This is a genomic window from Nocardia sp. CA-084685, assembly GCF_050955785.1.
In the GTDB taxonomy this organism is placed as follows: Bacteria; Actinomycetota; Actinomycetes; order Mycobacteriales; family Mycobacteriaceae; genus Nocardia.
The window spans coordinates 4,046,728-4,058,973 of sequence record NZ_CP192094.1; the positions used below are offsets into that span (position 1 = coordinate 4,046,728).

9 protein-coding genes and 1 pseudogene are annotated in these 12,246 nt (G+C 63.3%); 5 read left to right on the forward strand and 5 right to left on the reverse strand.

Going from position 1 to position 12,246, the window contains the following annotated elements:
* Window positions 1–59: 59 nt before the first annotated feature.
* Together katG and ACQP2U_RS18140 are read right to left on the reverse strand one after the other, a co-directional pair.
* Window positions 60–2,291: a catalase/peroxidase HPI gene (gene katG / locus ACQP2U_RS18135; RefSeq protein ID WP_433715728.1), complete on the reverse strand. Its 2,232-nt coding sequence runs from the start codon at window positions 2,289–2,291 to the stop codon at window positions 60–62.
* A 39-nt stretch (window positions 2,292–2,330) separates the two neighbouring features.
* Entirely contained in the window at window positions 2,331–2,747 is a 417-nt protein-coding gene (locus ACQP2U_RS18140) for a Fur family transcriptional regulator (protein WP_433716514.1), read from the reverse strand.
* 638 nt (window positions 2,748–3,385) lie between these two features.
* On the opposite strand from ACQP2U_RS18140, the gene ACQP2U_RS18145 reads away from it, so the two are divergent.
* Together ACQP2U_RS18145 and ACQP2U_RS18150 are read left to right on the forward strand one after the other, a co-directional pair.
* Window positions 3,386–4,018 carry a YczE/YyaS/YitT family protein gene (locus tag ACQP2U_RS18145; protein WP_433715729.1) on the forward strand — a complete coding sequence of 211 codons (633 nt, stop codon included), beginning with the start codon at window positions 3,386–3,388 and terminating at the stop codon, window positions 4,016–4,018.
* Window positions 4,019–4,330: 312 nt separating this feature from the next.
* Complete coding sequence (locus tag ACQP2U_RS18150) at window positions 4,331–5,806, forward strand: flavin-containing monooxygenase (RefSeq protein ID WP_433715730.1); 1,476 nt, start codon at window positions 4,331–4,333, stop codon at window positions 5,804–5,806.
* Window positions 5,807–6,079: 273 nt separating this feature from the next.
* On the opposite strand, the gene ACQP2U_RS18155 is transcribed toward ACQP2U_RS18150, so the two are convergent.
* Window positions 6,080–6,811: a cache domain-containing protein gene (locus ACQP2U_RS18155; RefSeq protein ID WP_433715731.1), complete on the reverse strand. Its 732-nt coding sequence runs from the start codon at window positions 6,809–6,811 to the stop codon at window positions 6,080–6,082.
* Window positions 6,808–7,560: a FadR/GntR family transcriptional regulator gene (locus ACQP2U_RS18160; protein ID WP_433715732.1), complete on the reverse strand. Its 753-nt coding sequence runs from the start codon at window positions 7,558–7,560 to the stop codon at window positions 6,808–6,810. The genes ACQP2U_RS18155 and ACQP2U_RS18160 overlap by 4 nt, the downstream gene beginning before the upstream one ends.
* Window positions 7,561–8,089: 529 nt before the next feature.
* On the opposite strand from ACQP2U_RS18160, the gene ACQP2U_RS18165 reads away from it, so the two are divergent.
* From ACQP2U_RS18165 to ACQP2U_RS18175, 3 genes and pseudogenes are all read left to right on the forward strand, one after another.
* Complete coding sequence (locus ACQP2U_RS18165) at window positions 8,090–8,359, forward strand: hypothetical protein (RefSeq protein WP_433715733.1); 270 nt, start codon at window positions 8,090–8,092, stop codon at window positions 8,357–8,359.
* A gap of 304 nt (window positions 8,360–8,663) precedes the next feature.
* Entirely contained in the window at window positions 8,664–10,610 is a 1,947-nt protein-coding gene (locus ACQP2U_RS18170) for a glycoside hydrolase family 15 protein (RefSeq protein WP_433715734.1), read from the forward strand.
* A 273-nt stretch (window positions 10,611–10,883) separates the two neighbouring features.
* Window positions 10,884–11,303 (forward strand): annotated as a pseudogene (locus tag ACQP2U_RS18175) (molybdopterin-dependent oxidoreductase); the annotation flags it as partial.
* A 386-nt stretch (window positions 11,304–11,689) separates the two neighbouring features.
* Here ACQP2U_RS18175 and ACQP2U_RS18180 read toward each other — a convergent pair.
* Window positions 11,690–12,118 (reverse strand): hypothetical protein, encoded by a 429-nt coding sequence (locus ACQP2U_RS18180; protein ID WP_433715735.1) that lies wholly within the window; start codon window positions 12,116–12,118, stop codon window positions 11,690–11,692.
* Window positions 12,119–12,246 lie beyond the last annotated feature (128 nt).

The following is a 12,246-nucleotide window of genomic DNA, read 5'->3' on the forward strand; positions in this document are numbered from 1 at the left end:
TCCGCGGAGGCGCCGCATGGGGAATGTCCGGCCAGGGTCGGCCGGTCATTCCTTCTTCATCACACCAGGTCGAACCGGTCCAGGTTCGACACCTTGACCCACGCGCCGATGAAGTCGTTGACGAACTTCTCCTTCGCGTCGTCGGTCGCGTAGACCTCCGCGAGGGCGCGCAGCTGCGAGTTCGACCCGAAGACCAGATCGACGCGGCTGCCGGTCCACGTGACCGCGCCGGTGGCGCGATCCTTGCCCTCGTAGGTTCCGTCATCGGCGGCCGATGGCTCCCACTTCGTGCCCAGATCGAGCAGGTTCACGAAGAAGTCGTTGGTCAACGATCCCGGGTTGGCGGTCAATACGCCCAGCGGCGACTGCTTGTGGTTCGCGCCGAGGACGCGCAGACCACCGATGAGGACGGTCAGCTCGGGAGCGCTGAGGGTCAGCAGGTTTGCCCGGTCGATGAGCAGGTACTCGGCGGGGAGCCGGTTACCCTTGCCGAGGTAGTTTCGGAAGCCGTCCGCGCTGGGTTCGAGCGCGGAGAAGGACTCCACATCGGTCTGCTCCTGGGTGGCATCCGTGCGACCCGGGATGAACGGCACCGTGACGTCGTAACCGGCGTTCTTGGCGGCCTGCTCGACGCCTGCGGCGCCGCCGAGTACGACTAGGTCGGCGAAGGACACCCGGGTGTTGCCGGTCTGGGCGGAGTTGAAGGACTCCTGGATGCCCTCGAGGACGCGTACGACCTGGGCGAGTTCGTCGGGTTCGTTGACCTCCCAGCCGGCCTGCGGCTGCAGGCGGATGCGTCCGCCGTTGGCGCCGCCGCGCTTGTCGCTGCCACGGAACGACGCCGCGGCCGCCCAGGTGGTCGAAACGAGCTGTGCGACAGTCAGACCCGAGGCGAGGATTTGGCTCTTGAGTGCGGCGATATCGGCGGCCCCGATGAGGTCGTGCGAAACCGCGGGAACCGGGTCCTGCCAGAGCAGGGTCTCCTTCGGGACCAGCGGTCCGAGGTAACGGGCGACCGGGCCCATATCGCGGTGGGTCAGCTTGTACCAGGCCTTGGCGAATTCCTCGGTCAGCTCCTTGGGGTGCTCGAGCCAGCGACGGGTGATCTGCTCGTAGATCGGGTCGATCCGCAGCGAGAGGTCCGTCGTGAGCATGACCGGGGCGTGGGACTTCGACGGGTCGTGGGCATCGACCACGGTGCCCACGCCCGCGCCGTCCTTCGGGATCCACTGGTTCGCACCGGCGGGACTCTTGGTCAGCTCCCACTCGTAGCCGTAGAGGGTCTCGAGGAAGCTGTTGTCCCACTTGGTCGGTGTCGGCGTCCAGGTGCCCTCCAGGCCGGAGGTGATCGCGTCCTTGCCGACGCCGGTACCGAAGGCGCTCTTCCAACCGAGGCCTTGCTCCTCGAGCGGGGCGGCCTCGGGCTCGGGACCGACGAGTGCGGCATCGCCGGCGCCGTGGGTCTTGCCGAAGGTGTGGCCGCCGACGATCAGCGCTGCTGTCTCGATATCGTTCATGGCCATGCGGCGGAACGTCTCACGGATGTCGATGGCCGCGGCCAGCGGATCCGGATTGCCGTTCGGGCCTTCCGGATTCACGTAGATCAGACCCATTTGGACTGCGGCCAACGGGTTTTCCAGATCGCGGGTGCCGGTGTAGCGTTCGTCGCCGAGCCAGGTCTGCTCGGGGCCCCAGTACACGTCCTCCTCGGGCTCCCATTGGTCGACGCGGCCGCCAGCGAAGCCGAAGGTCGGAAAGCCCATGTCTTCGAGCGCGACATTGCCTGCGTAGACCATGAGGTCGGCCCAGGAGAGCTTCTTGCCGTACTTCTTCTTGACCGGCCACAGCAGGCGTCGGGCCTTGTCGAGGTTTCCGTTGTCGGGCCAGCTGTTGAGCGGGGCGAAGCGCTGCATACCGGCGCCGGCTCCGCCGCGGCCGTCGCTGATCCGGTAGGTGCCCGCGGCATGCCAGGCCATCCGGATGAAGAAGGGGCCGTAGTGACCGAAGTCGGCGGGCCACCAGTCCTGGGAGGTGGTCATGACCTCGACGATGTCGGCCTTCACGGCGGCCAGATCGAGGGTTTTGAATTCCGCGGCGTAGTCGAAGTCCGCGTCCATCGGGTTGGCTACAGCCGGGTTCTTCTGCAGAATCTCGAGGTTGAGCTGGTTCGGCCACCAGTCACGGTTGCTTCCGCCTTCGGCTGGGGACTTGAGGCGACCGGACGTAACGGGGCAACCACCGGCGGCGGGCTCCGTATTGGCCTCTCCGATGGGCGGATGTTCCTCAGGCACGGCATTTCCTTTCGGGGGAGTGAGTGAATCGGGCTGTGATCACGGGTGTGATCCGGACATTTGCGCTGCCGAGCAATCGGGGCACAGGCCCCAATAGATGACCTCGGCCTCATCGAGTACGAATCCGTTGTCGTGTGATGCGGTCAGGCAGGGCGCCTCGCCGACGGCGCAGTCGACATCGGCGATGACGCCGCATGATCGGCACACGACATGGTGATGGTTATCGCCGACTCGCGTTTCGTAGCGCGCGACGGATCCCATCGGCTGGATGCGCCGGAGCAATCCGGCGGCCGTCAGTGCGCGCAACACGTCGTATACCGCCTGGTGGGATACCACACCCAGCGTCTGGCGCACATGACCGAGGATCGTGTCCGTATCGGAGTGCGGATGCTCGTGCACGGCAGTCAGCACGGCAACGCGCGGCGCGGTCACGCGCAGTGACGCCCCGCGCAACATGCGCTCGAATTCCGAATTGGTGGACACATTCAAGAGTATGACTCATTCAAGTCTCCATGGGGGGCGGTTTTGCGAAACTCGAGACGATCCCACAGACCGCTGCTCTGCGGCGGCGACCGCGTCTGATGAACCCCACAGTCCACTGCCGGTACGAGTTCGTGGTTATCGGGAGGGGAGCGTCGGATGAACTGTCGGCGCCATCGCAGCAGGGTTACTTGACATAATGTTGATTATCGGCGTTACAACGGAGGTGCTGGAAGTGGGCGACTTTGGTTGTATGACGTTGGTAGGTACGGAATTTCGGGCTTCGCTTGCTGAGCGGCTGGCTGGCTTGCCGGCGTTCGTGCGCGGAAAACGCATGCTGCGGATGCGTCGTGTCCCCCCACCGCCTGCATCGGCTGATGTAAATATTTCGGCAGATACCGGATTTCGGCGGAGAAAAATTGGAGCGACTCGACGACGGCGATCTGGCTGTTTGTAGTCGCATCCCCTCCCGAGCCCCGAACTCCCCTATAACGTCACTGTGACGATTTAAGAGGTGGAGCGAGGTTCCGTGGCTTGGATTGGGTTCGGATTATGAGGCCAGTGGTTAGTGATTGGCTCTGTTTTGGGAGTCCAGTTATCGGCAGGCTGGGGTGATGTTGATTCGGCGGCTGGTGGCGCTCTATGTCGGGTTGTGGTTGTACGGGTTTTCGATGGCGGTGATGATTCGGGCCGGGCTCGGGTTGGATCCGTGGGATGTGTTTCATCAGGGGGTGGCCGCGCATGTGCCGATCAGTTTCGGGGCGGTGACGGCTTTGACGGGTGTCGTGGTGCTATTGGCGTGGATTCCGTTGCGGCAGTTGCCAGGTCTCGGCACGGTCAGCAATGTCGTGGTGATCGGTGTATCGGTGGATGTCGGGTTGTGGATGTTGCCGGACTGGGATGTGCTGGCGGTGCGGGTCGGTGCGATGGGTGCCGCGGTGGTTTTGAATGCGCTGGCCACCGTGCTGTATATCGGCGCTGGTATGGGCCCAGGGCCACGGGATGGACTGATGACTGGACTGGTCCGTCGGACCGGGTGGTCGGTGCGATTGGTGCGGACCGGGATCGAAGTGACTGTACTGATGACCGGCTGGCTACTCGGGGGCAGCGTCGGCGTGGGCACCGTGGTGTACGCGTTCGGCATCGGTCCGCTGATTCAGGTGATGATTCCGCTCGCTGATCGGTATCTGCCCGGATTCCATGCGGATCGGAAGGCTGAGCCCGATGTCGTCCCGGTGGCGCTTTGACTGTGGCCGGTCGAACCGGCGACACCTACCGAACTCCGATACCTGGGGAGCGTCCGATTGCCCTGGGCGGCAGCAAGTTACCGTTGAACCCCTCCCCTTCGCTCGTTCTCTCTACCCACTCCAAATCGTCACTGTGACAGTTGGTCGGATGCATGTGCCTCCTCATAGCAGCACAGCGATGCGGAGTGTATGAGCTCGGTACGGGTGTTCGGTTACTGCGGATGCGGTCGACACACTCGATGGCCGAAAATATTGATTTCCTGGCCGCGGCGCTCTCTCGGCAACCGCGTCACTGTTCATACAGTTATCGACATGACTAGCACTCCATCCGTGCTCATCGTCGGCGCCGGATTCGGCGGCCTCGCTGCCGCGCTGGAGCTCGTGCGCCGCGGCTACGACGCGTTCACCATTATCGATAAGGCCGACGGGCTAGGCGGGGTGTGGCGGGACAATACCTACCCGGGCGCGGCCTGCGACGCACCGTCGGATCTTTACTCGTTCTCCTTCGCGCCGAATGCGCACTGGCCCAAGCGCTTCGCCGAACAGCCCGACATTCTCGCCTACATGCACGATGTCGCGCGCCGCTACGACCTCGACAAGCACATGCGCTTCGGTGTCGAGGTCGAGTCGGCCGACTTCGATGCCGACCGTGGCGTCTGGCAGGTTCGCACGACCGCCGGTGAGCTGCTCGAGGCGGATGTCTTCGTGCCCGCGGTGGGTCAGCTGTCACGTCCGGTGTGGCCGAATATTGCGGGCATGGATTCGTTCACCGGGGATGCTTTCCATTCGGCGCGATGGGATCACGAGGTCGAGCTGACCGGTAAGCGGGTCGCGATCATCGGCACCGGGGCGAGTGCGATTCAGATCATTCCGGCGATTCAACCGAAGGTCGGGCAGCTGACGGTGTTTCAGCGGTCGGCGCCGTGGATCATTCCGAAGATCGAAAGCTATTACGCGCCACCGAAACTCAATGCGCTGGGCAAGGTGTCGATCGTGGCGAAGTTCCCGCTGATCCAGCGTGCGGAGCGGTTCGGCTGGTATTCGTTCTACGAGTTGGTGACTTCGGGACTCGAAGGCAACGGCCGCATCGCCGATTTGCTCTCCGGATGGGCGAACCGGCACCGGGCCTCGCAGATCGCCGATTCTGAACTGCTGGCGAAGATGACGCCGGATTACGAGGCGGGCTGTAAGCGCGGGTTGATGGCCAGCAACTACTACCCGGCCGTTTCGCAGCCGAATGTGTATGTGGAGACCTCGCGCATCGCTGAGATCACGCCGTCCGGTGTGCGTACCGACGACGGCACGCTGCATGAGGTCGATGTGATCGTGTACTGCACCGGATTCAAGGCGACGGAGTTCTTGGCGCCCATGACGATTCGCGGGATCGGCGGTAAGGAACTGCGTGAGGTGTGGTCGGGCGGTGCGCGGGCCTACAAGGGCCTCACCGTGCCGTTTTTCCCGAATATGTTCATCATGTACGGGCCGAATACCAATCTGGGCGCGGGGTCGATCATCTACATGCATGAGCGCCAGGCACGCTATCTGCGCCAAGCGGTCGAGTATCTGCGCGGTGCCGGTGGCTTTCTGTCGGTGAAGCCGGAGGTGGAGGCGCGGTTCGACGAGGAGATCCAGGGGCGGCTCGAACATACGGTGTGGACCAAGTGCACCAGCTGGTATCGGGAGGCCAGCGGTCGGGTGACGACGAACTGGCCGGGTCGGATGAGCGAATACGACAAGCGGACGCATTTCGATGTCCGCGACTACGAGCTGGTCCGCACCGGAAGGTAACCCGTTGGCGCACTATCCGGCGACTACGCCGTCGGATCCGGGTGCTGCGGGAGGTCGCCGAGATATGGGTATCGGCGATACCTATCGTCGAACGCCGATCGGAGTTGTTCGCGGATAAGGCAACTCAGCCCAGAGCCGTGGTCGCGGATCCGTTCTTCGGCGGTGTCAGGCCGCAGCGGCGCTTGTGTACGCATTGTGGTGAGTGCATGACGAGGTGTCGGCACGGCGCGAAGAACACCCTGGTGAAGAACTGTCGGTATCTGGCGGAAAGGCTCAGTGGGATGTCGTGGATCCCAGCGGATACAGCGACCAAGGCATCGCCTCGACCGGGACTGTCGCGGCAGGTTTGTCCATCCGGCTCGTCTTGGAACCGGTCGTGAATTCGGGATCGGTCCCCATAATGACGCGGCCTTCGCTATTGACCAGCACTATCCGCTGAGCGAATGCCTGGAATCGCGGAAGCAGTGCTTCTTCGATGGCGGCGACCGGCACGTCGGCGCCGGCGATTCCGAGGAATGTTCCCGATGTGCTCGTGACCGGTATCGAGAAGGTGCACACGTATTCATCGGTACATGCGTAGTCGAGGTGGGGCCCCTGCACCCATCGCCGACCCTGCTCGCGCGGAACCGTGAACCAGTCCATCGTGGTGTAGTCGTAGAAGTATTCACTCTCGGGATTCAGTTCCAGCATCAGGCGTTGCGCGTCCGGAAGCCACCAGTCCAGGTGTCGGGGGCGATCGGTGAGGACGCCGTCGGCCATCACTACGCCTGCTCCAGCGAACAGCTTTCCGTGCCGCTCGAGTTCGCCGAGGATGGTCTCGCGCAACGGGGCCAGATCGGTCGAGCGGGGAGCAGATCGTGGCTTCTCGGTGAGACGATCCCACAGGGTTGTCAGCGCGGTTCCGATGACTGTCAGCGAGAGGTAGATCTCGTCGGCCAGTTTTGCGACGGAATCAGCGAGCGACTCGATGGTCGCAGGGCCTGGAAAGCTATCGGTATCCCTCATCTATCGCTGAGCTCCAAGCGTAAGGCGACGAGGCGGCGGATGCGTGATTCGGTATGCGATTCTGCCAGTTCTCGCGCCTGAGCATCGTCTTCTTGTTCGATCGCGTCCACCAGGTGACGATGGGCGGTCGCCTCGGCAACCGGTTCCAGTTTCAGTCGCGGCAGCCAGAGCAGGGCGGAGAGCTCGGCCTGTAGAGCGACCTCGGCGCGGGTCAGCCGGGTGGACTGCGCGCACACCGCCATCTCGATATGAAAGCGGCTATCGGCCCGGCGTGCCGAGACGAGATCGGTGCTGTCCAACAGTCGGTCGGTCAAGGCACGGAGCCGGACTATATCGGCCTGTAACCCGCGGCGTGCGGCGAACACGGCTACCGCTCCGGTGACGGCGAAGTGCTCGTCTCCCAGATCGCGCAGTTCCTGGATGCTCATCTGTTGTAACCGGGCCAGCGAGGTGTTCTCGAAGACCTCCGCTGAGGCGCTGATGAAGCTGCCACCCCCGCGCCCGCGTTTGGTGTGGACGATGCCCTGCTGCCGGAGAACGACCAGCGCCTCCCGCAGAGTCATCGTCGAGACACCTAGCTGGTTGGCGAGATCGGTTTCACTCGGCAACTGTTGACCGTCGACCATCACACCGAGGCTGATCGCCGCTGACAGCCGCTGCACCACGGCCTCGGTTTTCGGACCGCCGCCCTCGAGCGGTGAGAGCACGGCGCCGAGCGCGGTCAATCCGACCCTCTTCTGCTGGGGCAATACGACTCCTCGCGTGGCGGGACGTAACAGGATTCTAGCCAACTAACACTTGAATTATGAACTATGAAGTTAGATGTAAGCTTCACCCGGGGTCACCCGCGCGGCACTCGACCCGATCGACTCTCGGATCGAGGCCGCCATCGGACTGTGGGCCGCGAAATGCGTCGGCCCCTCGAGTCGCCGCCGTAGTGCCCGCTTCGGCTATCCGGCTGCCATCACTACTGGGCGAACCGTTGGTCGACGAGGCGCGAGCCGAGATCGGGCTTAACCGGATGTTTACCCGCGTCCATTGAACTATGAAATCTAATGTCTTACGTTTAGCGAGTGAGTACCTGACCCCTTGACGCGTCGGCGTCACGCCTGAACCAGGAAGACCCTATGTCCCAGAATCCGACATTGCCTATGGTGCGCAGCCGGTCGTGCGGCCGTGCTGAGTTGCCGGCCGAGACGGCTGCGCATAGCCAACCGCAGCCGATTGACAATGGTCGCCAAATGTACGACGTATGCGTGCGGCGCCGGGGGATCGAAGATGGATAAGGATCTTCACCGAACCGAAGTCGACGGATTCTGTGTGACGTGGCGCTTGGTTCAGCATCATCTGATCGCAATTGTCGCTGTGGACAACGCCTCGGACGCCTCGCGGGTAGCGTCCTTCTGCCCCAGCAACTATCCCGATCTCGCGCATGCGCGAGAACTCTTTCCGGAACTGGCGAGGCTGTGGGATGCGGTCCGCCACGAATTCTGGACGAAACTCATTCCTCCGCTGCCGCTGGCGGCTCGAAAGCGGGTATTGGCATAACGTCGCCGAGGGCCGACCGCTCCGGTGCATGCTCACCCCTGGACGCGCCGGTCGGGGAACTCACTCTCGCGCACGGAAAAGAGTCGCCTGACGCGCGCGATCGCTAGGACTGGGGGTGTCCCGACGCCGTCGCGGCAATTTCGGGGCTTGCCGATACGACCGACGAGGTGGTGGGCTATTTGGAAACGCCTCACACTCATGTCCGGCGATCCCGCTCGCAGTTCGGTCGAGAAGAAAGGCGGTACACCAGACAATCACATGGAGTAGCCGGCCAGATTTCAGCGCCGAGATGATGGAGCGACACATGGACGACGACATCGAAGGCACGCCGCAGCTCACGGCGTTCCCGCGGATCGACGACTACGGTTTCATCTCCGACTGCGAGGTCACCGCACTGATCGCCCCCAGCGGAGCTGTCGAATGGATGTGTCTACCCCGCATGGACTCCCCCAGTGTCTTCGCAGCCGTACTCGATCGTTCGGCCGGTTCGTTTCGGTTCGCCCCCGCCGACTTCATGGTGCCCACCGATCGCCGCTACGTTCCGGGCACGATGGTCATGGAGACGAGTTGGCGCAGCGGCGAAGGGTGGGCGACCGTGCGCGATGTGCTGTTGGTCGGGCCTTGGCGACACCAGACGCCGGGCCGTAGCGCTCATTGTCGAACTCCCACCGATTACGACGCCGAGCACATTCTGCTGCGGACGGTGCACTGTGAGACCGGGCAAATCCAGTTCGTGCTCGACTGTCAGCCGTCCTTCGACTACGGCAGAAGTCGCGCTCAGTGGGAGTATCTCGATAGTTACCACATTGCGCAGGCTAGCGCCGACGGGATCGAGCTGCAGTTGACGCTGAGCACCGATCTGCGCTTGGGGTTGGAAGGTACGCACGCGCTTGCCCGTACCTTGCTGAAGGCCGGCGACACTCGCTTTTGCGCGCTCGCCTGGGGTAGTCGCGATGCGCCCTGCACCGTCGAGGAGGCCGATGCGCGAATGCTGCGGACAATCCACCATTGGCGGCATTGGCTGGCCGGCGGGCGGTTTCCGGACCATCCGTGGGCTGCCCAGCTGACCCGCAGCGCGCTGACCCTCAAGGGTCTGACCTTCGCCCCCACCGGCGCCATCAGCGCCGCCGCCACCACGTCATTACCGGAAACCCCGGGCGGACAACGGAATTGGGATTATCGCTATTCGTGGATACGTGACTCCGCATTCGCGCTGTGGGGTCTGTACACGCTGGGCTTCAGCTGGGAGGCGGATGACTTCTTCTCCTACATCATCAGCTTGACCGAAGACGCCCGGAATATGCAGATCGTCTACGGTATCGGTGGCGAAAGCGATCTCACCGAGCAGACGCTCACCCATCTGCGCGGCTACGAAAACGCCGGGCCCGTGCGCATCGGCAACGACGCATACCGGCAACGCCAGCACGATGTGTGGGGTGCTGCGATGGACGCGGTCTATCTCTACGCGCGCAATCAAGACCGAATCGACGCACGTGCCTGGCCAGTGCTGGGCCGGGCGGTGAAAAGTGCTCTCACCTACTGGCGCGAGCCCGACCATGGGATCTGGGAAGTGCGCGGGGAGCCTCGACACTTCACCTCCAGCAAGGTGATGTGTTGGGTTGCCGCCGATCGCGGCGCTCGACTGGCCCGCATCCGCCAGGACTTCGATCGCGCGCATCGCTGGCAGCAGGCCGCGGACGAAATCCGTGCCGATATATGCACTCATGCGGTCGATTCCCGGCGGGTATTCACCCAGTATTACGGCAGCACGGCGCTGGATGCTTCGACCCTGCTCATCCCGCTGGTTCGTTTCCTGCCCCCCGACGACGACCGGGTGCGCAACACGGTGTTGGCCATCGCGGATGAATTGACCGACGACGGCCTCGTCTTGCGCTACCGCGTCAGTGAAACCGACGATGGCTGCGCGGGGGAAGAAGGTGCGTTCACGATCTGCTCGTTCTGGCTGGTCTCGGCGCTGTCGGAGATCGGCGAGAAGACACGAGCAAAACAGTTGTGCGAGAAACTGCTCGCCTACGCCAGTCCTCTTGGCCTCTATGCCGAGGAGATCGACCCGCGCACCGGCCGACACTGGGGCAACTTCCCCCAGGCGTTCACCCACCTCGCGTTGATCAACGCCGTCATGCACGTCATCCAGGACGAACAAGTCATATTGCGGCAGGCGCTCGGTGGGGAATCGATCGCCCCACGACTCGATGATGCGTCATTCACGCTCGGATACATGCACCGCTGATGCCGCGGCCAAGCGTTGTCCGACGATCCTGCGCGAATGCTCACAGTGGCAAAGCCGCTGGTCCCGTGCACGGTGACACCTGCGGACCGACCCTTGCGCGACGTGCGTACCCGCTGTTGCATGCCATCGGACAGTTGACCCGCTAGGCCATCGAGGCTGGACGCGCCGTGCGAGTTCGGCGGTACGCTCGTAGCGGAATCTATTGGCGCATAACAGCTTCCGAGATCTTCGATCGGTGTCGTTCGGCGTCGCGGACTGGTGGGGCTGTGATATGTGTTGATGCCCGTGGCCGATATCGATCGCACCGATCGGCTGGTGATCATGGGCGCCAATCCGGCGGTATCGAACGGTTCGTTGACCACCATGCCCAATGCGAAGCAGCGCATTCGCGACGTGGGCAAGCGCGGCACAGTGGTCGTGATCGATCCGCGGCGCACCGAGACCGCGCGGCTGGCCGATGAGCATGTAGCCATCGCACCCGGTGGTGATGTGTATCTGCTGTTGGCCATGTTGCAGGTGCTGGTCAGCGAAAACCTCTGTGCGGAAAGCCGGATTCGCGCGCAGTGCACCGGCTGGGACGAGTTGCGGGCGCTGGTCGCCGACATGACACCGGAACTGGCCGAACCGCTCACCGGTGTCGATGCCGAGACGATTCGGCGGCTGGCGCGCGAACACGCCGCGGCGACACCGGCATCGTGTGCAGGCGGCCGAAATGCTACAGGTCGAGGCGTCGAACTGGATCCGACTGCTTGTCGCCGAGACATCATCGAGGCGAATCCCCGCAAGATGCGGAAACAGCAGGCTCACAAGGGTTTTCGCGACATCATCCAACACCACGTACCGCGTCTGTACGCGATCGCCCTGCGCCCCAGTGTGATCGACATGGCCCGATCATCGAATTTGTTCCAGAGCCCTTCCGGGTTCTGGCGCAAACACCGTGTTCGTGCTGTTCGGCGCTCGACGCTGCCGCACAACTCGACAGCGAACTGCGCGAACGCCTTCGGGGCCGCCGCGTGTCACTTACCGAGTGGCATGGACTTCCACAGGGACAGCTTCTGATCGTCGTTGGAGGGCGTCGTCTACTGCTCGATTTCCACTGTGAACCGGTTGCGGTCGGAATCCATGCTGAATTCGGTGCAGATCACGCTGAACCCAGCCGAGGGGTCGGTAAATATCAGCTTCATCGGTTCGGAGACGTCGGGGTGGATTTCGGTACGCAGCTGTTCATGCGTGGACGGCGCGTGGATATGCTGGTCCGCGGCCTCGGGGGTGTCGAAATAGGTCAGGGTGAGGGAGAAATCGGTGTTCGCGCTGACGCAGTAGATGGCTGCCTTCCCATAGTTGTTGTCGCAGGTGGTGTCGTGCCAGCCGGGCTGTTTCGGCTTGCTGGGCACCAGCTTCGGGAAGGCGGCGGCGATGCGCTGCTGGTCACCGCTCCAACTGGGAGGCTTCGAGTCGTAGGCCGCATACACCACAACACCCGCCACGGCCAGCGCCAGCACCGTCACACCCGATCCAAGTCCGATCAGAGAGCGGCGACCGCTGGGCTTTCGCGGGGGTACCGCTAGGAACGGTGTGCCGGGGAAGCGGTGGACGGAATCGCTCCTGCCAGACGCGATCCGGGTGGAGTCTGCAT